The organism is Ruegeria sp. AD2(2025) (genome assembly GCF_056542385.1).
Window position 1 is genome coordinate 405751 of the sequence record NZ_JBQFZS010000002.1, and the last position, 20239, is coordinate 425989.

Sequence of the window (20239 nt, forward strand, 5' to 3'; positions counted from 1 at the left end):
CCTCAGGCCGAACAACTTGCTCCGCCCAAAACGCAGAACTTGGCGCAATGCGGGTGATTTAGGTGTACGTCAGTCTCTGCCTCTTCCAGCGTCTCACCCAGTTCGAACTCGGGCGCGTAGGGCAGCAGGGTGCAAGCTAGAACTGCGGGACGTTTGGCGCCCTTGCGCTTCACCACCATGCGGGAACTGGCGCACATCACCGCGTCGGGGGATTTGTCCAGAATGCCCCAGCAGGCGGTTGTGATCTCGGGCACTTCGACGGTTTCATCCATTTCGGGGAACAACACGGTCTGACCAGGGTTTTGCGCGTCGATATCAAAGCCGTGCTCGGCAAAGAACGTGGCATAGCCCGCGCGGCTTTCAGCGTCGGTGTCGCCCCAGACGGTCCGCCCGGCAATGGCCATGCGGAAACCGTTGTCACGCAGCCATTCCATGCCCGCTACCGTTTTGCCAAAGCTGCCCTTGCCGCGTTCCTCATCGTGCAGTTCGGGGCGATAGTGATCAACCGATATGCGCAGGGTCAGCCTGTGACCATAGGTCCGCTGCAAGTCCAGCAATCCCTCGCGCATTTTTGGACGCATCATCGGGGCCATGGCGTTGGTCAGGATCAGCACCTCGTAACCGCGCTCTAACGCGGCGCGGGTCATGGCGATCATCTCGGGGTTCATGAACGGCTCACCGCCGGTAAAGCCGATCTCGCGGATGGGCCAGTTACGGGCCTCGATCTGGTCGAGATAGTCGCGCACCTCGTCGGCGGTGATATAGACCAGCGCATCGTTGGTCGGGCTACTGGCGATATAGCAGTTCACGCATTCGATGTTGCACAGCGTTCCGGTGTTGAACCACAACGTCTCGGGGTTGGTCAGCGCAACCGAGGCGCGCGCCTGACCATCGGCTGTCACCAAACTGTCCTGAAACTTGCCGATATTGGCGACCTGAGGGGCGTTGTCTTTCATTCCGGCATCCGGTTGTCATTGGCTCGTCGATCTGACTTAACCTTTTGCGCGGGTTTCGTTAAGTGCGGTAGCCTGTCGCTGACAGAGTTTTGATGACGGACATTTCTCGCCAGATTCTCACAATATGGTGGCGCTAACATTGGACAGGGCTGAGGTGGTAAGGTAAGGAAAACCCATGGTTTCTCGTGTCATACCTGTTGACCCATTTGATCTGGCCATTTTCGGCGCAACCGGCGATCTGGCGCAGCGCAAGATCGTTCCGGCGCTGTTTCGCCGCTATTGCGCCGGTCAGTGGCCGCAGGACGCGCGGATCATCGGAGTAGCGCGCCGTCAGCTGGGCCGGGATGCGTTTCGGGCGCTGGTGCGCGAATCGCTGCAGCGGCATGTGAGAGGACAGGTTGCAGACGCCGATGCGCTGAACGGTTTCCTGGAACGCATCGACTATGTCCCGCTGGATGCGCTGTCTGATGAGGGATGGGCTAAGCTGGCCGGTAAACTGCAGCCCGGGCGGGTGCGCGCGTTCTATTTCTCGGTCGGGCCACGTCTGTTCGGGCCGCTGGCCGAGCAGATCAAGGCGCATGACATGGCCACGGATCAGACCCGGATCGTGGTCGAAAAACCCTTTGGTCATGATCTGGACAGCGCCCGCGCGCTGAACGCGACGCTGGCGGCGCATTTCGACGAAAGCCAGATCTACCGGATCGACCATTATCTGGGCAAAGAAACGGTCCAGAACCTGATGGCCGTCCGGTTCGGCAACATGCTGTTCGAGCCGTTGTGGAATAGCCAGTACGTAGATCACATCCAGATCACGGTGGCCGAAACCGTCGGCATCGACGGGCGCGAGGAGTATTATGAGCGCGCAGGGGCGATGCGCGACATGATGCAGAACCACCTGATGCAGCTTTTGTGCCTGATTGCGATGGAACCCCCGGCGAAATTCGACCCCGATGCGGTGCGCGACGAAAAGCTGAAGGTGATCCGGGCGCTCGACCCGGTTGAGCCGCACCATATCGTGCGGGGTCAGTTCTCGGGCGGGGCCAGAGGGTATCGTGAGGTGGTGGGCAACCCGCGCTCGACGACGGAAAGCTATGTGGCGCTGCGGGCGCATGTCAGCAATTGGCGATGGGCCGGCACTCCGTTCTATCTGCGCACGGGCAAGGAACTGGTCGCGCGGTCGTCAGTCATCAACGTGATGTTCAAGGACGCGCCGCATTCCATCTTTGGCGAAGAGGCCGGGCGTCATGCCAATGCGCTGTCGATCCGGCTGCAGCCGAACGAAGGCATCACGCTGAAGGTGACGATCAAGGAACCGGGGCAGGGCGGGATGCGCCTGATTGACGTTCCGCTGGACATGAGCTTTGCTGAGGCTCTGGGGCCGGAAAGCCAGACCCCACCCGACGCATATGAGCGCCTGGTCATGGACGTCATCCGCGGCAACCAGACCCTGTTCATGCGCGGTGACGAGGTCGAGGCCGCCTGGGCCTGGACCGATCCGATCATTGCCGGGTGGGAAGCGCGTGGCGATGTACCCAAACCTTATGAAAGCGGCAGCACCGGCCCGGGCGACGCCGAGTTGCTGATGAAACGGGATGGTCGCCGCTGGCAGGGGATAAACCCATGAATATCAAAGAATATGCCGACCGGGACATGCTGGCGATTGATGTCGCCAACAATCTGGCCGGAGACCTCGAATCCGCGTTGCTGCACCACGACACGGTGACACTTGCGGTACCGGGTGGGACAACGCCCGGGCCGATTTTCGACGGTCTGTGTGCCGCCGATCTGGATTGGGACCGGGTGCGCATCCTGCCCACCGACGAACGCTGTGTTCCGGGGAATAGCGAGCGGTCGAACGAGCGTCTGATCCGCGAACGTTTGCTGACCAACCGCGCGTCGGTCGCGCAATATGTGCCTCTCTATGTCGAAGGCCGTGCGCCCGAAGAGATTCTGCCCGAGATCGAAAGCCTGATTAACCCCGTTCTGCCGCTTTCGGTTCTGGTGCTTGGGATGGGTGAGGACATGCATACCGCCTCGCTGTTTCCGGGGATGCAGGGGTTGGCAGCGGCGCTGGACAGCCGCGCACCAACGCTGGCTGTGGCGCGCACTGATGTGCAGCCCGAGCCGAGGATTACGCTGACCGCGCCTATTCTGGACGGGGCATTGTCCAAGCATCTGGTTATCTATGGCGAAGCCAAGCGCGAAGCGCTGCAGCGGGCTGTGACCCTGCCAGCGGACGAGGCGCCGATTGCGGCGGTGCTGCGCGATATGACAGTTCATTGGGCGGAGTAGACTTGGTGCAGTTAGACAGCCTCAGAACCTTTGCCGCAATGACCCACGACCGCCGGATCGAGGATTTGTTCCAAGACGATCCCATGCGAGCGCAGAGCTTTTCGGCCTCGGCTGGTGATCTGCTGTTTGACTATTCAAAAACGCAGATTGCCGAGGATATCCGATCGGGTCTGATTGATCTGTGCGATCAGGCGGGGTTGGCAGAGCGTCGTGAAGCGATGTTTGCGGGCCAGAAGATCAACGAGACCGAGGGCCGCGCGGTGCTGCATACGGCCCTGCGCAACCTCGACGGCGGACCTGTCGAGGTCGACGGGCAGGAAGTGATGCCCGAGGTGCTGGCGACCCTGCAGCGGATGCGGGTCTTTGCCGAGGAAGTGCGCGGCGGCGCGGTCAAAGGGGCAGGGGGCAGTTTCACCGACGTGGTGAATATCGGCATCGGCGGTTCCGATCTGGGACCGGTTATGGCCACCCATGCGCTATCGCCGTATCACGACGGACCGCGGCTGCATTATGTGTCGAACGTGGATGGGGCGCATATTGCCGATACGCTGCGCCCGCTTGATCCGACGCGTACGCTGATCATCGTGGCCTCGAAAACCTTCACCACCATTGAGACCATGACAAACGCGCGCACCGCCCGCGCATGGATGCAGGATGGTGGCGGAGACCCGGCACAGCAATTCGCAGCCGTCTCCAGTGCCGTCGACAAGACCGCCGTCTTCGGCATCCCCGAGGCGCGCGTCTTCGGGTTCGCCGATTGGGTGGGCGGGCGTTATTCCGTCTGGGGCCCGGTTGGCCTGCCGGTGATGATCGCCGTTGGCTCGAACGCGTTTGATGCGTTTCTAAGGGGCGGGCAGGCGATGGATTTGCATTTCCGCTCGGCCGAGTGGGTCGAGAATATGCCGGTGATGCTGGCCCTTGTGGGTATCTGGCACCGTCAGGTTCTGGGACACGCCAGCCGCGCGGTGCTGCCCTATGATCAACGTCTGCTGCGGCTTCCTGCCTATTTCCAGCAGCTTGAAATGGAATCCAATGGCAAATCGGTGGCCATGGATGGCAGCGATCTGACGATGCCTTCTGGCCCCGTGGTTTGGGGCGAACCGGGTACAAACGGGCAGCACGCATTTTATCAGCTAATCCATCAGGGCACCGATGTGATTCCCTGCGAATTCATGGTCGCCGCCGAAGGCCACGAACCCGAACTGGCCCATCATCACCGCTTGCTGCTGGCCAATTGCCTCGCCCAGTCCGAGGCCTTGATGCGGGGCCGTTCGCTGGACGAGGCCCGGTCGCGGATGGCCGACAAAGGCCTGACCGGCGACGAGTTGGAACGTCAGGCGCGGCACCGGGTGTTTCCGGGCAATCGTCCCTCGACCACCTTGATCTATCCGCTGCTGACGCCCTTTGTTCTGGGCCAGATCATTGCGCTTTATGAGCATCGCGTGTTTGTCGAAGGCGTGCTGCTGGGCATCAACTCGTTCGACCAATGGGGCGTGGAGCTGGGCAAGGAACTGGCAACGTCTCTGGGGCCGATTGTGGACGGCGAGGCCGGCACCGAAGGCAAGGACGGATCGACCGTGGCGCTGGTCGCCTATGCCCTGCGCCATCGCGGTTGACGCGGCACCCGGTCGCACTCTCTTATTGTCAGACAATTAAAATCTTGGCAGGGTCAATGCCAAGATAAAACGGCGCGGCACAGCGCTGCTGATGGGAGGAATGTCCATGCTGGGACAGATGATGACGCAGCCCTTGCTGATTTCGTCGCTGATTGATCACGCCGAACGCTATCACGGCCAGACCGAGATCATCTCGGTGGAGACAGACGGAACCGTGACCGAGACCAACTGGGCCGGGATTGCGCGTAACGCCCGTTGGATGGCTTCGGCGCTGGTAAAGCTTGGGCTTGAGCCGCAGGATCGCGTCGGCACGCTGGCTTGGAACAACCGCCGTCATCTTGAGATCTATTTTGCGGTCTCGGGCGCTGGCTTCGTGTGCCATACCGTCAATCCGCGCCTGTTCCCCGAGCAGCTGACCTATATCATCAACCATGCACAGGACCGGGTCTTATTCTTCGACTCGACCTTTCTGCCGCTGGTCGCCGCGCTGCGCGAGCATCTGACAGAGGTGCAGCATTACGTGCTGATGGGTGCCCGCGATGAGGCCGCGCTGTCTCAGGTGCCGGGGCTGGTTTTCTATGATGAGCTGATCAAGACCGGAGATCAGGACTATGCCTGGCCCAGCTTTGATGAAAACACGGCGTCCAGCCTGTGCTATACGTCGGGAACAACAGGGAATCCCAAGGGTGTTCTCTATTCCCACCGGTCCACTTTGCTGCACAGTTTTGCGTCGAATACCCGTGATGTGATCGGCTATTCCGCGATGGACGTGGTGATGCCTGTGGTGCCGATGTTCCACGTCAACGCGTGGGGGTCGCCTTATGCCAGCGCGATGTCCGGTTCGCGGATGGTGATGCCGGGGCCGGATTTGCATGGGGAAGCACTGGTCAACCTGATCGACACCTATGGCGTAACGCTTGCGATGGGCGTGCCGACCATCTGGCAGGGCTTGCTGGCCCATGCTGCGAAATGCGGCACCAAACTGGAAAGCCTCAATCGCACGGTGATCGGCGGCGCGGCCTGTCCGCCCTCGATGATCGAAACCTTCCGCGAGACCTACCGCGTAGATACCGTCCACGCCTGGGGGATGAGTGAGATGAGCCCGCTGGGCACCACAAACTACCCAATGGCCAAGCATCTCGAGATGCCCCTCGAAGCGCAGCATAAACTGCGCGAGAATCAGGGGCGTCCGCCCTTTGGGGTCGAGTTGAAGATTGTTGATGATGACGGCAATGATCTGCCCCATGACGGAGAAACGCAAGGCGATCTGATGGTGCGCGGCCACTGGGTTCTGGACAGCTATTTCCACATGCAGGACGATGCGCTTTTGCAGGATGGATGGTTCGCGACCGGAGACGTGGCAACGCTTGACCCCGACGGCTACATGACCATCCGTGACCGGTCGAAGGACATCATCAAATCGGGCGGCGAATGGATCAGCTCGGTGGAGTTAGAGAACATCGCCGTCGCGCATCCTCAGCTCGCAACTGCTGCTGTTGTGGGTGTCCCGCATCCGAAATGGGACGAACGGCCTTTGCTGGTTGCTGTCAAGGCTGAAGGCGAAGAGCCGACCGAGCGGGATTTGCTTGCCTTTTTCGACGGCAAGATCGCCAAATGGCAGGTGCCTGATAAGGTTGTGTTCGTGGATGCGCTGCCACTGAACGCGACGGGCAAGGTCCTGAAACGCACTTTGCGTGCGGATTTCAGTGATGTCCTGATGGGTTAGGGAAAATGGCTCCGGCGGTAGGGATCGAACCTACGACCAATTGATTAACAGTCAACTGCTCTACCGCTGAGCTACGCCGGAACGGTTCGCGCCGTATAGCAACCCGTATCTGCGGCGTCCAGAGGGGGGATTGAGTTTTTTCGACGAAAAAGCACGCCCGTGATAGAGAGTGCGATTTGGGTCTGAAATGCGGTGAATTTGGCTCCGGCGGTAGGGATCGAACCTACGACCAATTGATTAACAGTCAACTGCTCTACCGCTGAGCTACGCCGGAACTGAGGGGCGTATAACAACCACGATTTTCGCCGTCCAGAGGGGAAGCGCATGGGCGGGCAAAATTTTTGTTCGCTCAATCGATGCGCCGAAAACGGGCTGTGGCTGACAGGGCATCGTCCGGCGCGATGTGGGATCTGCGGGTCAGGTCTACCAGATGGGCAAAGACGTTGCGCTCGGCCGCAGGCAGCAGGGTTTTGGGGATGTCGGTGTAGATGCGCTGCGCCAGCTCATGGGCGGTGGCAGCGCCTTGTGACAGGGCGTCGAGGATTTGCGCCTCGCGTCCCAGCCGGTGATTGATCAGCCAATCCAGACGCTCGGCGGGCTGGGTTATGGGGGCTCCGTGGCCCGGGTGAAACACCGACCAGTCGCGTCCGCGCAGACGGTGGCAGGCGTCCATGAAATCCGTGAGGTCTCCGTCCGGGGGCGAGACCAGCGAACTGGCCCAGCCCATGACGTGATCAGCAGTGAAACAGGCATCGCCCCAAGCCAGTGCGATGTGATTGCCCAGATGGCCGGGCGTGTGGATCACCTCGAGCTGCCAACCGTCGGTAGCGATTGTCTCACCATCTGCAAGTTCGATGTCCGGGCGGAAGTTGGCGTCGATTCCCTCGCCACCCCCCGCAAGGCCCTGTTGCGCCAGTTGTGTCATCACGGCGCTGCGCCCGGCCTGCGGACCGCCAAACGCAAGGATCGGGGCACCGGTGCGCGCGGCCAGCGGCGCGGCCAGCGGAGAGTGGTCCAGGTGGGTGTGGGTCACGAAGATATGGCTGATGCGCTGCCCGGGCTGCAGCGCCGCCAGAATCGCGTCGAGATGCGCGTCGCTCAGCGGGCCGGGGTCGATCACAGCGATATCGGTCTGGCCCAGAAGATAGGTGTTGGTCCCGCGATAGGTCATCGGAGAGGGGTTCGGGGCCAGCACCCGGCGCAGGCCCGGAGACAGCTCAGCAACCAAACCCGGGGTGGGGTTGAAATCGTCAGGGGCTGGCATCGTCACCTCTTCCTCTTGCCCGGGCAGCCCGCTAGGTTTAGCGCATGTCGACGCAATGGCTCAAACCCTATATGCCGCGCAGCCTTTATACCCGCGCTGCGCTGATACTGGTTCTGCCGGTCATCGTTGTCTTGCTGGTTGTTTCCATTGCCTTTCTGCAAAAACACCTTGAGGAAGTTACGGCCCAGATGACCCGCACTGCCGCGCGCGAGGTTATGTTGGTGCTGGATGTGATGCAGGGCGCAGAAACCCAGCAGCAGGCCTTGGCCGCGGTGCGCAAGGATTTGTCTGTTCTGGACATGCAAGCTCGGTTTCTGGCACCGAACGAGATGCCGCAACTGGGCTCGCGGCGCTGGTATGATTTCATCGCACCGCAGGTCGAGGCAGAGATGCGGGCGCTCTTGCCTGAAACAGTGGACATTGCGCTGCCTGACGGCAATGAGGTGCGGTTGTATCTTGCCACCGATCTGGGTGTGCTTGCGCTGAGCTTTGATCGCAGGCGTTTGTCGCCGACCGCTCCGCATCAGTTGATCGTGACGATGGTGTTTTTTGCGGGTCTGATGACTTCGATTGCCTTTCTCTACATGCGCAATCAACTACGTCCGATCACGCGTCTGGCCGATGCGGCGCAGGCCTTTGGCAGAGGACGGGTGGTGCCTTATACGCCCGGTGGTGCGATTGAGGTGCGCGCCGCCGGCAGCGCCTTTGTCGACATGCGCGCCCGGATCGAACGGCAGATTGAACAGCGGACCTTGATGCTGTCCGGGGTCAGTCATGATCTGCGCACGCCGCTGACGCGATTAAAGCTGGGTCTGGCGCTGTTGCCCGAAGAAGACGCGTCCCCGTTGCTGCAGGATGTCGATGAGATGCAATCCCTGCTGGACGCGTTTCTGGATTTTGCGCGCGGGACATCCGAAGCTGCGCCTGAGTCGGTCGATCCCGAAAGCTGGCTGCGCCAGATCGTCGACGATGCGCAGCGTGCTGGCCAGCAGGTTGAACTGACGTCCGTCGAAGGGCAGGGCGACGCCATGTTGCGCCCCACGGCCATGCGACGAGCGGTCGAGAATCTGATCGGTAACGCGATCCGCTATGGAACGAGGGCCGAGGTCAGCTTGTCCCTGACGCCGAAGTCGCTGCGAATCCGGGTCGAGGATGACGGCCCCGGTATTCCGCGCGACCAACGTACCGAGGCGGTCAAGCCATTCACGCGCCTTGATCCCGCACGAAACCAGAATCAGGGCAGTGGTGTGGGTCTTGGCCTTGCCATCGTGGCCGATATCGCCCGGGTGCATGGGGGTACCCTGCGGCTGGGCAGCAGCGAGCAGCTGGGCGGTTTGTGCGCGGATATCGTGATTGGACGGTGATTTGGTAGGCCCGGCAGGACTTGAACCCGCAACCAAAGCGTTATGAGCGCTCTGCTCTAACCAATTGAGCTACAGGCCCGCCATGTCGCCTTGGGTATCACGATCAGTCCCCGCGTCAAGCCTGACCGTTGCAACATGGGCCACAATCGAATAACCCGCGCGCAAAGCACTCATGAGGGACTGGCCATGACAGCGGGCAAGAACGGAATCACCTACGCCGATGCGGGTGTGGATATCGATGCGGGGAACGCTCTGGTCGATCGCATCAAGCCTGCAGCCAAGCGGACCAACCGTTCGGGTGTGATGAGCGGTCTAGGCGGTTTTGGCGCGTTGTTCGACCTCAAGGCGGCGGGTTATCAGGACCCGATTCTGGTTGGGGCCACCGATGGCGTTGGCACCAAGCTGCGGATTGCCATCGACACGGGCGTTGTAGATGGCGTCGGCATTGATCTGGTGGCGATGTGCGTCAATGACTTGATCTGTCAGGGTGCTGAGCCGCTGTTCTTCCTTGATTACTTCGCCACCGGCAAGCTCGACACCGACACCGCCGCGCGGATCATCGAAGGTATTGCCGAGGGGTGTGTGCAATCCGGTTGTGCCCTGATCGGTGGTGAAACCGCCGAGATGCCGGGGATGTACCCGGATGGCGATTTTGATCTGGCCGGGTTCTCGGTCGGCGCGATGGAACGCGGTACGGCGCTGCCCGAGGGTGTGCTGCAAGGAGACGTTCTTCTGGGGCTGGCCTCGAACGGGGTGCATTCCAACGGTTATTCTCTGGTGCGTAAGCTGGTCGAAATGTCCGGGCTGGGCTGGGATGCCGCGTCGCCGTTTGGTGGCGGTACGCTGGGCGAGGCGCTGCTGACGCCCACTCGGCTGTATGTTCAGCCTGCGCTGAATGCGATCCGCGCAGGCGGCGTGCATGCGCTGGCCCATATCACCGGAGGCGGCCTGACCGAAAACTTGCCGCGCGTGCTGCCCGAGGGGCTGGGGGCCGAGATCAATCTGGACGCATGGGATTTGCCACCCGTCTTCAAATGGATGGCAGAAACTGGCGGGACCGCCGAGGCCGAGATGCTCAAGACCTTCAACTGCGGTCTCGGCATGATCGTGGTCTGCGCTGCGGATCAGGCTGAGGGGCTGGAGGCGCTTTTGGCCGAGGCAGGCGAAACCGTCTCGCGGATCGGCAACGTGACCGACGCGCCGGGTGTCGCCTATTCGGGCAAGCTGCTGTGAGCCATAAGCGCGTCGCCATCCTGATTTCCGGAGGCGGCTCGAATATGCTGTCTCTGGTCGACAGCATGACCGGCGACCATCCCGCGCGGCCCTGTCTGGTTCTGTCCAACGATGCCGAGGCGGGGGGGCTGAAGAAGGCAGCGGCTCGGGGTATACCGACAGCCTCGGTCGACCACCGGCCTTTTGGCAAGGATCGCGCGGCGTTTGAGGCTGAATTGCTGAAACCTCTGCTTGCGGCGAAACCCGATATCGTCTGCCTTGCCGGGTTCATGCGGGTTCTGACCGGTGATTTCGTCTCGCGCTTTCAGGGGCGGATGCTGAATATCCACCCCTCGCTGCTGCCCAAGTACAAAGGGCTGCACACCCATGCCCGCGCGCTTGAGGCGGGCGACGCCGAACATGGCTGCACCGTGCACGAGGTGACCGCAGCGCTGGATGATGGCCCTGTTCTTGGGCAAGCGCGCGTGGCGATCAAAGCAGGTGATACGTCTGAAACGCTGGCGGCCCGCGTGTTGGAATGGGAGCATAAGCTCTATCCGGCGGTCCTGCGGCGGTATTCTGAAGGCAACACTGATCCGGTTCTTTTGCCCTGAGCCGCAGCGGCGATTTACACGCGTCGATTATTCGTCTTATGGTCCCGTAACGCTCGGGACGTGGTCAAGACGGGCAGCAACAAAAACCATAAAAGCAAGAACACAACGGCGCATGAAAACCCTGACAACGACGCAAGAGCTGGCCGCGTTCTGCACGGCCGCCGCGCAGCATCCCTATGTCACCGTAGATACCGAGTTTCTGCGCGAACGGACCTACTATTCCAAGCTGTGTCTGGTGCAACTGGCGTTTCCGTCCGAGGATCCCGACAGCGCCGTTCTGGTTGATCCGCTGGCCGATGGCCTGTCGCTTGAGCCGCTGTATGAACTGTTCCGCAACGAAGACGTGGTCAAAGTGTTCCATGCCGCGCGGCAGGACCTTGAGATTTTCTGGGTCGATGCCGGTGTCTTTCCCACGCCCCTGTTTGACACGCAGGTTGCGGCCATGGTCTGCGGCTTTGGTGAACAGGTCGGCTATGAGACGCTGGTGCGCAAGATTTGCAAAGAAGGGGTCGACAAGACCTCACGGTTCACCGACTGGTCGCGCCGCCCGCTGAGCGATGCGCAAAAGACCTATGCGCTGGCCGATGTGACCCATCTGCGGCGCATCTACGAATATCTCGCGGCTGAGCTGGAAAAGACCCGGCGCGATCATTGGGTCGCGGAAGAGCTGCGCATACTGACCCGCTCTGAGACCTACGATATCCGCCCCGAGGACGCGTGGCGGCGCGTCAAGACACGCACCAACTCGGCTAAGTTTCTGGCCGTGGTGCGCGAGCTGGCCGAATTCCGCGAGGCTTATGCGCAGGAAAACAACGTCCCGCGCAGCCGGGTGTTCAAGGATGATGCGCTGATCGAGATGGCCTCGACCAAGCCGAAATCGCACTCAGATCTGGGTGGGTCGCGCATGCTGCTGCGCGAGGCGCGCAAGGGTGCGATTGCGGATGGCATTCTGGCGGCGGTGAAGCGGGGGGTGAACTGCCCGCCGGACAAGCTGCCCAAGGTGGATAACAGCCGCGACAAGCTGAAAGTAAACCCGGCGCTGGCCGACTTGCTGCGGGTGCTGCTGAAATCCAAGACCGAAAGCGCGGGTGTTGCGGCAAAACTGATCGCCTCAAGCGCCGATCTGGATCAGATCGCTGCCGGAGAGCGCGAAGTGGCTGCCTTGTCCGGCTGGCGGTTTGAGGTGTTTGGCCAGGATGCGCTGAAACTCTGCGATGGCAAGATCGCCCTTGCGGCCAAGGGCCAGACGGTACGCGTCGTGTCGCTCTAGCGGCGGCGCGATTCCAGCGCGTTCTGTGCACCTTTGACGCGAACCAGGCGAATACCCTCAAGGTCCTTTGTGCTGACGGTAACGGCCTCAGACACCATGCGCGACCGCGGGGTGCCCTGCACGGTGGCATTTTCCGGATAATCGACGCGGAAGGTGAATTCCATCACCCCGTTCTTGCTGAGCTCGTCGGATCGGACACGAGCAAGCTGGGCATTAAACGCGCCCTGACGGATTGCAGTTCCGGCGGCATAGATGATCGCACCGTTTGGCGTCGGGTCGATACGCAGCTCGTCAATCGTGGCGATTGGGACGCTGTTGTCCTCGGCTTCGGGCCGATTGAACAGGCTGACGCCCTCGCTTTGCTGCGGCACCAGCGCATTTGCGTCATCGACCGAGAATTCAGCCGGGGCGGGGGTGCTGCTGCCAAACCAGTTCGACGGATTCGCGCGGGAATCGCGCCACGCACCACATGCAGACAGCGACATCGCGGCGACCAGAAGAACGGACAGAGTTTTGTGCATGGACCCAACACTTTGCGCAACTTTACCTGCAACGGGTTAGCGCAAATTCGGCGGCTTGAAAAGCCACGCAAGGGGCTGGACAGCCGCGAAAGCTGAGCATAGGTCATTTTTTGTGATCGCGTAATGCAAGGACAGCCCGCCATGGCCACGCCCGCCTTTGAAGAAATTGTCGAGGATTTCGAGTTCCTGGAGGACTGGGAAGATCGCTATCGCCACGTGATCGAGCAGGGCAAGGCGATGGAACCGCTGGACGAAGCCTTCAAGGTGCCTGCCACCAAGGTCACAGGCTGCGCCAGTCAGGTCTGGCTGCAACCGACCATCGAGAACGGTCAGTTCCACTTTGACGGCGACAGCGATGCGTTGATCGTGCGCGGCCTGATTGCCGTGCTGCGCAAGCTTTACAACGGCCTGCCGGTGGCGGATGTCCCCAAGGTGGATGCGGGAGGCGAGCTTGCACGGCTGGGCCTGCATGATCACCTCTCGGCGCAGCGTTCGAATGGTTTGAGGGCCATGATCGAACGCATACGCGAAGTGGCGCTCGCCAGCGCCTGATCGTCAGTCGCGCGTCGCCCAATCTGACAAGGTGGTCTCAAGATCACCGTAACCGGTCAGGCGACGTTCGAACTCAAGCCCCATGCGTTGGGCACAGTCCTGTGCGCGGCGGGTGAGGTCGGGATTATCCGTCTGCGCTTGATAGACCAGTTTGGTGTAATTGCCGAAATACATATCTCGCAGCTCGGGATGGCGGTCGAGACCCAGAGGTTTCCAGACGAAGGCGTCGAACTGCCGGGCCAGAAAATCGGTCAGATAAAACGCAGTCGTCTCATCTTCGCCATGGGCGGCAAAGGTCCTGTTTCCTTCGAAGAAGGAATAGCAATGGGGGCCTTGAATCATCTCGACCCCCAGTTTTTCACAAGCGGTTTGCAGCAACCCGCCGGTACCGCAATCGGCATAGACGACGTAGATGCGGTCGTAATTGTCACGGTGTTTGGCCACGGCCTCTTCGACGGCCTGCGTGATCTTTTCGGGGTGAACATGCAGGATGGCGGGCAGGCAAGTCAGCGCCATGTGATCCCAGCCATTGCGTTCCTTCAGGTCCAGGATTTCGCGGGCCAACGCCCCGCAGGCAATCAGAAGAATGGATTCGGCAGCGTGGGGCGCGGCATAGCCCTGGCGGGTCAGGCTTTCATCATCTGGCAGGGGGGCATCGGTCATCTGATCTCTCCTCCGGGCTGACTTCACATAGGTACGCGCATCTCGGACGAAAAAGGCCGCCCCTTTGCAGGACGGCCTGTCTCACAGCATTGTCTGTGGCTCAGCCGGCCAGCGAGTTGTGCTTGCGCGACATGAAGTCCTTGGCCATTTCCACGGCCACAGCGGCATCGCGGCAGTAACCGTCGGCGCCGATGGCTTTGCCGAACTCTTCATTCAGCGGCGCGCCACCAACCAGAACCACGTATTCTTCACGCAGGCCTTGTTCGACCATCGTGTCGATCACAACTTTCATGTAAGGCATGGTAGTCGTCAGCAGGGCGGACATGCCCAGAATATCCGGCTTTTCGTTTTCCAGCGCTTCCAGATAGTTCTCGACCGGGTTGTTGATGCCGATATCGACAACTTCGAAACCTGCGCCTTCCATCATCATCGACACGAGGTTCTTGCCGATGTCGTGGATGTCGCCCTTGACGGTGCCGATCACCATCTTGCCGACGCGCGGCGCGCCGGTTTCGGCCAGCAAGGGCTTCAGGATCGCCATGCCGCCTTTCATTGCGTTGGCGGCCAGCAGCACTTCGGGAACGAACAGGATGCCGTCGCGGAAGTCATGGCCCACGATGGTCATGCCGCCGACAAGGGCCTTGGTCAGAATGTCGTAAGGCATCCACCCGCGTTCCAGCAGGATGTTCACACCTTCCTCGATTTCCTCTTTCAGGCCGTCATAAAGGTCATCGAACATCTGTTCGACAAGTTCGTCGTCGTTGAGTTCGGACAGGACGATGTCTTCTTCGTCGGACATGGAGCGTTTCCCTGAGCTTGGCGGGCCCGTGGCCCGTGGTGGCAATTTTTATCGTTTTGGCCATTTCGTCGCAGGTCGACTGTGACGATTGCGACCTCGGTCGATCCGAGACCGACCTATATGAGGAAATGTGACAACCAGCGACAGAATAATTTGCAAGATCATCCTGCATTCCTTTCATTTTTCCACATCAGATCGTCGTTCTGTCAACTGTCATTTCAGTCCAAGGACAGATGCAGCGATGTGCTCATCTTGTCGCGGAACTGCATTTGAGCTAAATCTGAGCTATGGAACATATAGTGAACAAATGCCGCATCACCTGAAAACGCCGGGGCGGGGCACCACTACCAACGCAACCGGTAGGTTCGAACGTTTTGGGACCGAAGCAGCCGACGATGGCTGGGATTTGCCCGATGACTTGCCGCCGCTGAGGACCGAGGTGCGGGATGAGGTCGCCCGCAGTCTGATCACATATAACCGGTCGCCGGATTTGCCCTTTGACCGGTCGATCAATCCTTATAGGGGTTGCGAACATGGCTGCGTTTATTGCTTTGCCCGTCCGACCCATGCCTATCTTGGTCTGTCGCCGGGTCTGGATTTCGAAACACGCCTGGTCGCGCGGCCCAATGCGGCAGACGTGTTGCGGCAAGAACTGTCTCGGCGCTCGTACAAGGTTGCCACGATCGCGTTGGGCACCAATACTGACCCCTACCAACCGGTCGAGAAAACGCGTGAAATAACAAGGTCCTGCCTGAAAGTTCTGGGCGAGTTCGGTCATCCCATTGGCATCGTGACCAAAGGCGCGCTGATCGAGCGGGATCTGGATATTCTAGCCCCGATGGCGCGCAAGAATCTGGTCCGCGTCGGGATTTCGCTGACCACGCTGGACGCGGATCTGTCGCGCCGGATGGAGCCCCGGGCACCATCCCCGCAGCGCAGGATTCGCATGATCCAAAGGCTGACAGAGGCCGGAGTGCCGGTGCGAGTGATGACCTCGCCCATTGTGCCGGGGCTGACAGATCACGAGCTTGAGCAGCTGCTTGAAGCAGGCCGTGACGCCGGTGCCGACGCGGCAAGCTGGATCATGCTGCGCCTGCCGCGCGAGGTTTCGGACCTGTGGCAGGATTGGCTGGCCGAGCATCAGCCGGGCCGGGCCGAAAAGGTGATGGCGCGGCTGCGCGAGATGCATGGTGGCAAGGACTATGACCCGCGCTGGGGGCACCGGATGCGGGGCGAGGGAACCTATGCTCAAATGGTTGCGCAGCGCTTCAAGGCGGCTTGCAAAAGACTGGGGCTTGCCATCAGGACGCCGCCACTCAGCACGGCGCATTTTGCGCGTCCGCCGCAGCCGGGCGATCAGTTGTCGCTGTTCTGAACCGCAGGCTCAGAAACTGATCCCCAGCCCGACCGTGAACCCGTTGACCGTGTCGCTGCCATAGTATCGCACCATGAGCCGGGTCGTCGTCACCCATGGCACCCATGTGTCCGAAAGGTCCACCTCGACCCCGCCGCCAACACGGGCCAGCCAGTCGGTGCCAAGCACAATGGATTGATCCCCTATCAGATAAGACAGGGACAAATCTCCGACCCAGCGCACAGGGCGACCGAACATCCGCTTGCCTGTAGGGAACCGATACCGGGTCCACAGAACCGTATTGGCAGCGGTGGACTGAACCAGCAGGTCTTTGTCGTCGCCGATCGGCCAGTATTCGATATGCGTGTGGCGCAGGCTCGCTTCGAATTCACGGTCGTTTTTCAAAGGCAGGTGGTAGTCGAGCGTCAGCGACCCCCCAGCGCCACCGGCCCACAGACCTCCGCTTTCGACGAAATCCCCTTCGATGCCCAGCCGATTGGCGATCACCTGCGTCGCCACGGATGCATCGGACTGGGTCCGGCCAACTGAGATATGGGCCATCGGAGTCACCTTCCACCGCTCACCCAGATCGAACTGATATCCAACGCCTCCGGTCGCGACGACGCTGGTCCATTTCAACGGCAGAGCTGTGGTCTGGTCCGTACCGCTGAACGTCAGCACCGGGTCGTACCGGGCGTATCCGATATATCCCTCCAGATAGATCGGGACACCTTCGCTCAACCGGAAACCTCCACCCAGTTGCGCGGATTTGAAATCGTAGTCGCGATTTCTGGTGTCGGATTGCAGGGAAATCGCGCTGGCCGAATCGTCAGGGATGCCAGCCAGCCCCATCACGGCCAGCGACCCGGCTGCGTTTTCGCGTTGCAGCTTTTCGAACGCGTTCTCAAGCAGGTCCTGCGCTGCAACGGGGCTGCTGAGCATGAAAGCCAGAATGATCAGAATGATACGCATGGATTCGAAGACCTGCCGGAAATTTTGACGCAAACTAGGCAGCAGACCCATGGCTGCAAAGTAAAGCGGTGGCCGGAGCTGCAGATTTCCCACTAAGGCTACATTTCGGACACACAACAAGACAAAGCCCCGGCGAACCGAGGCTTGTTGTGTAGGCGTTATCGGGATGCCGAACAGCGCTTAGCGGTTTTCGATATCCACATAATCCCGGGTGGTCTCGCCCAGATACAGCTGGCGCGGACGGCCGATCTTGTTCTGCGGGTCGGCGATCATCTCTTTCCACTGGCTGACCCAGCCCACGGTGCGCGACAGCGCGAAGATCGGGGTAAACATCGAGGTCGGGAAACCCATCGCCTCAAGGATGATGCCCGAATAGAAGTCCACGTTCGGGAACAGCTTCTTCTCGGCAAAATACGGATCTTCCAGAGCCTGTTTTTCCAACGCCTTGGCGACCTGCAATTTGGGGTTATCTTCAATTCCCAGCAGGTCCAGCACTTCGTCCGCCGACTGCTTCATCACCTTGGCGCGTGGGTCGAAATTCTTGTAGACCCGGTGACCAAAGCCCATCAGGCGGAACGGATCGCTCTTGTCCTTGGCGCGGGCGATGTATTCGGGGATGCGGTCGACGGTCCCGATCTCCTCCAGCATCTCAAGGCAGGCCTGGTTGGCACCGCCATGCGCCGGACCCCAGAGGCAGGCGATGCCCGCGGCGATACAGGCAAACGGGTTCGCACCCGAAGACGACGCCAGACGCACGGTCGAGGTCGACGCGTTCTGTTCGTGATCGGCATGCAGCGTAAAGATCCGGTCCATCGCGCGGCTGAGGATCGGGTTGACCTCATATTCCTCGGACGGCACGCCAAAGCACATGCGCAGGAAGTTCGAGGCATAATCCAGGTCGTTGCGCGGATAGATGAACGGCTGGCCGATGTGATACTTATAGGCCCAGGCCGCGATGGTCGGCATCTTGGCCAGCAGCCGGTGCGAGGCGATCTCGCGCTGGCGCGGGTCGGTGATGTCGGTCGAGTCGTGATAGAAGGCCGACATCGCGCCCACAACGCCCACCATGATCGCCATCGGATGCGCGTCACGGCGGAAGCCGCGATAGAAATACTGCATCTGCTCGTGCAGCATCGTGTGGCGGGTGATCGTGGTCTCGAATTTCTCAAGATCTTTTGCGACCGGCAGCTCACCGTACAGCAGCAGATAACACACTTCGAGGAAGTGAGATTTTTCCGCCAATTGATCAATCGGATAGCCGCGATGCAGCAACTCACCCTTTTCACCATCGATAAACGTGATTGTGCTGTCGCAGCTGGCAGTCGAGGTAAAGCCGGGATCATAAGTGAACACGTCGGCCTGACCATAAAGTTTGCGGATGTCGATGACATCGGGGCCCGCGGTGGGCGAGTGGATCGGCAGCTCGTACGTGTTGCCGTGGACAGTCAGGGTCGCTGTTTTTTGGCTATCGGTCATTTGTCCCTTCCTCATTCATGCGCATGTCGGGTCGCTGTCCGACGCTGCGGGCAACGGCTGCGCGCGGGCGCGCAGTCCGGGTGTTAGCGGAGCAGCGTTACCCTAATATGAAGATCGGGTTTAAGTCGCTGCATCAGAAAGCCGCGCCAGGGTTTCATCCCGCCCCAGCACGAGCATCATGTCAAAAACCGAAGGTGTGACTGCCCGACCGGCCAGCACCGCACGTAGCGGACCCGCCAGCTTGCCGAACTTGATCCCTTTCGCTTTGGCGAAGGAATTCAGAGCCTCCTCCAGCTCGTTCCGGGACCAGCTAACATTTTGCAGATGCGGCGTCAATTCTTCCAGTATACCGTCGGATACAGACGCCAGCGCATTTGCGGCTTTCTCATCTGGCGAAATCGGGCGTGACGTGAGCGCAAAGTGAGCCTTTTCAAGAAGTTCCGGGAAGGTCCGTGCCCGATCCTTGAGGCAATACATCGCACGTTCCAGATCACCAGATTGTGCATCGCTTAACGAGGGCAGGTCTGCAGCAGCCAGATATGCCTGGATTTCCTGCCGCAACGCAGCATCATCCGAGACGGCGATATGCTGTCCACAGAGGTTCTCGAGCTTTTTCAGGTCGAACCGCGCGGGGCTTTTGCCGATTCCGTCCAGATCGAACCACTCCTGCGCCTGCGCGTCGGTGAAGAATTCGTCGTCTCCGTGGCTCCAGCCCAGACGCGCCAGATAGTTCCGCATCCCGGCGGCGGGGTAGCCCATCGCCTGATATTCCTGCGCACCAAGCGCGCCGTGGCGTTTCGAAAGCTTCTTGCCGTCGGGCCCGTGGATCAGCGGGATATGCGCCCAGACCGGAACATCCCAGCCCATCGCCTCGTAGATCATCATCTGCCGGGCGGCGTTGTTGAGGTGATCATCGCCCCGGATCACGTGGGTGACGCCCATATCATGATCGTCCACCACAACGGCCAGCATGTAGACTGGCGTCCCGTCCGAGCGCAGCAGGATCATGTCGTCCAGCTGATCGTTGCGGATGGTCACATCACCCTGCACCTGATCGCGGATCACGGTTGCCCCATCCTGCGGGGCCCTGATGCGGATTGCAAACGGTGCATCGGGGTGCGAGGCCGGATCAGCATCCCGCCACGGACTGCGGAACAGCGTTGATCTACCCTCGGCCCGGGCTTGTTCGCGGAAGGCCGCGATTTCGTCTTGCGTCGAGAAACACTTATAGGCCTTGCCTTCGGCGAGAAGCTGCTGCGCGACCTCGGCGTGCCGGGCGGCCCCTTCGAACTGGCTGATCACGTCGCCGTCGTGGTCCAGCCCCAGCCACGCCATACCTTGCAAAATCGCCGCCGTCGCTTCGGGGGTCGAGCGTTCGCGGTCGGTATCCTCGATCCGCAGCAGGAACTTGCCGCCACGACCCCGCGCATACAGCCAGTTGAACAGCGCGGTGCGCGCGCCGCCGATATGCAGAAAACCGGTAGGAGAGGGGGCAAAACGGGTGACGACCTGATCGGACATTGTGTGGATTAACCTTTTGGTAACCTTAGCGGCATAGTTTTGCGACTATCTACCCAGCCCGAAGGAC

The 20239-nt window shown here is 60.6% G+C and carries 18 protein-coding genes and 3 tRNA genes; 10 read left to right on the forward strand and 11 right to left on the reverse strand.

All coding sequences use genetic code 11. The features are described from left to right. Positions 1-2: 2 nt before the first annotated feature. Positions 3-956, reverse strand: coding sequence for a radical SAM protein (locus tag ACR1XV_RS07160; RefSeq protein WP_480529727.1), 954 nt, complete (start codon positions 954-956; stop codon positions 3-5). Positions 957-1131: 175 nt separating this feature from the next. On the opposite strand from ACR1XV_RS07160, the gene zwf reads away from it, so the two are divergent. The 4 genes from zwf to ACR1XV_RS07180 all read left to right on the forward strand — a co-directional run bounded on the left by zwf (position 1132) and on the right by ACR1XV_RS07180 (position 6590). Beyond that, on the forward strand, positions 1132-2580 hold the full coding sequence (gene zwf / locus ACR1XV_RS07165) for a glucose-6-phosphate dehydrogenase (RefSeq protein WP_480529729.1): 1449 nt from the start codon (positions 1132-1134) through the stop codon (positions 2578-2580). Then, complete coding sequence (pgl, locus tag ACR1XV_RS07170; RefSeq protein WP_480529730.1) at positions 2577-3248, forward strand: 6-phosphogluconolactonase; 672 nt, start codon at positions 2577-2579, stop codon at positions 3246-3248. The genes zwf and pgl overlap by 4 nt, the downstream gene beginning before the upstream one ends. A gap of 5 nt (positions 3249-3253) precedes the next feature. Beyond that, positions 3254-4864: a glucose-6-phosphate isomerase gene (pgi, locus tag ACR1XV_RS07175; RefSeq protein ID WP_480529732.1), complete on the forward strand. Its 1611-nt coding sequence runs from the start codon at positions 3254-3256 to the stop codon at positions 4862-4864. Positions 4865-4970: 106 nt separating this feature from the next. Continuing rightward, positions 4971-6590: a long-chain-fatty-acid--CoA ligase gene (locus ACR1XV_RS07180; protein WP_480529734.1), complete on the forward strand. Its 1620-nt coding sequence runs from the start codon at positions 4971-4973 to the stop codon at positions 6588-6590. A gap of 6 nt (positions 6591-6596) precedes the next feature. On the opposite strand, the gene ACR1XV_RS07185 is transcribed toward ACR1XV_RS07180, so the two are convergent. From ACR1XV_RS07185 to ACR1XV_RS07195, 3 genes are all read right to left on the reverse strand, one after another. Continuing rightward, a tRNA-Asn gene (locus tag ACR1XV_RS07185) sits at positions 6597-6671 on the reverse strand. Positions 6672-6789: 118 nt separating this feature from the next. Beyond that, positions 6790-6864: transfer RNA gene (locus tag ACR1XV_RS07190), tRNA-Asn, on the reverse strand. Positions 6865-6939: 75 nt separating this feature from the next. After that, positions 6940-7854, reverse strand: coding sequence for an MBL fold metallo-hydrolase (locus ACR1XV_RS07195; protein WP_480529736.1), 915 nt, complete (start codon positions 7852-7854; stop codon positions 6940-6942). 44 nt (positions 7855-7898) lie between these two features. On the opposite strand from ACR1XV_RS07195, the gene ACR1XV_RS07200 reads away from it, so the two are divergent. Beyond that, complete coding sequence (locus ACR1XV_RS07200) at positions 7899-9218, forward strand: ATP-binding protein (protein WP_480529738.1); 1320 nt, start codon at positions 7899-7901, stop codon at positions 9216-9218. A gap of 2 nt (positions 9219-9220) precedes the next feature. Here the strand turns inward: ACR1XV_RS07200 and ACR1XV_RS07205 are convergent. Further along, positions 9221-9297 (reverse strand) — tRNA-Ile (locus tag ACR1XV_RS07205). A 107-nt stretch (positions 9298-9404) separates the two neighbouring features. On the opposite strand from ACR1XV_RS07205, the gene purM reads away from it, so the two are divergent. From purM to rnd, 3 genes are all read left to right on the forward strand, one after another. After that, positions 9405-10451 (forward strand): phosphoribosylformylglycinamidine cyclo-ligase, encoded by a 1047-nt coding sequence (gene purM, locus ACR1XV_RS07210; RefSeq protein ID WP_480529740.1) that lies wholly within the window; start codon positions 9405-9407, stop codon positions 10449-10451. Continuing rightward, positions 10448-11044, forward strand: a complete 597-nt coding sequence (gene purN / locus ACR1XV_RS07215) for a phosphoribosylglycinamide formyltransferase (protein ID WP_480529742.1) — start codon at positions 10448-10450, stop codon at positions 11042-11044. The genes purM and purN overlap by 4 nt, the downstream gene beginning before the upstream one ends. A 112-nt stretch (positions 11045-11156) precedes the next feature. Beyond that, positions 11157-12314 (forward strand): ribonuclease D, encoded by a 1158-nt coding sequence (rnd, locus tag ACR1XV_RS07220; protein ID WP_480529744.1) that lies wholly within the window; start codon positions 11157-11159, stop codon positions 12312-12314. Here rnd and ACR1XV_RS07225 read toward each other — a convergent pair. Beyond that, positions 12311-12835, reverse strand: coding sequence for a hypothetical protein (locus ACR1XV_RS07225; RefSeq protein WP_480529746.1), 525 nt, complete (start codon positions 12833-12835; stop codon positions 12311-12313). The two genes, rnd and ACR1XV_RS07225, sit on opposite strands and share 4 nt — an antisense overlap. A 141-nt stretch (positions 12836-12976) precedes the next feature. On the opposite strand from ACR1XV_RS07225, the gene ACR1XV_RS07230 reads away from it, so the two are divergent. Then, positions 12977-13387, forward strand: coding sequence for a SufE family protein (locus tag ACR1XV_RS07230; protein ID WP_480529748.1), 411 nt, complete (start codon positions 12977-12979; stop codon positions 13385-13387). Between the two features lie 3 nt (positions 13388-13390). Here the strand turns inward: ACR1XV_RS07230 and ACR1XV_RS07235 are convergent, their stop codons facing one another. Continuing rightward, entirely contained in the window at positions 13391-14050 is a 660-nt protein-coding gene (locus tag ACR1XV_RS07235) for a DUF1638 domain-containing protein (RefSeq protein ID WP_480529750.1), read from the reverse strand. 100 nt (positions 14051-14150) lie between these two features. Next, the gene (locus ACR1XV_RS07240) at positions 14151-14849 is read right to left on the reverse strand and encodes a corrinoid protein (RefSeq protein ID WP_480529751.1); all 699 of its coding nucleotides are present in this window, start codon (positions 14847-14849) and stop codon (positions 14151-14153) included. 307 nt (positions 14850-15156) lie between these two features. Between ACR1XV_RS07240 and ACR1XV_RS07245 the strand changes: the two genes are divergently transcribed. Continuing rightward, positions 15157-16224, forward strand: coding sequence for a PA0069 family radical SAM protein (locus ACR1XV_RS07245; protein WP_480529753.1), 1068 nt, complete (start codon positions 15157-15159; stop codon positions 16222-16224). Positions 16225-16233: 9 nt separating this feature from the next. Here ACR1XV_RS07245 and ACR1XV_RS07250 read toward each other — a convergent pair whose 3' ends face one another. The 3 genes from ACR1XV_RS07250 to gltX all read right to left on the reverse strand — a co-directional run bounded on the left by ACR1XV_RS07250 (position 16234) and on the right by gltX (position 20172). Next, entirely contained in the window at positions 16234-17175 is a 942-nt protein-coding gene (locus tag ACR1XV_RS07250; RefSeq protein WP_480529755.1) for an autotransporter outer membrane beta-barrel domain-containing protein, read from the reverse strand. Between the two features lie 180 nt (positions 17176-17355). Next, a complete protein-coding gene (gene gltA, locus ACR1XV_RS07255; protein WP_480529756.1) occupies positions 17356-18651 on the reverse strand; it encodes a citrate synthase in 1296 nt (431 codons plus the stop codon). Positions 18652-18771: 120 nt separating this feature from the next. After that, complete coding sequence (gene gltX / locus ACR1XV_RS07260) at positions 18772-20172, reverse strand: glutamate--tRNA ligase (RefSeq protein WP_480529758.1); 1401 nt, start codon at positions 20170-20172, stop codon at positions 18772-18774. Between the last annotated feature and the right edge of the window lie 67 nt (positions 20173-20239).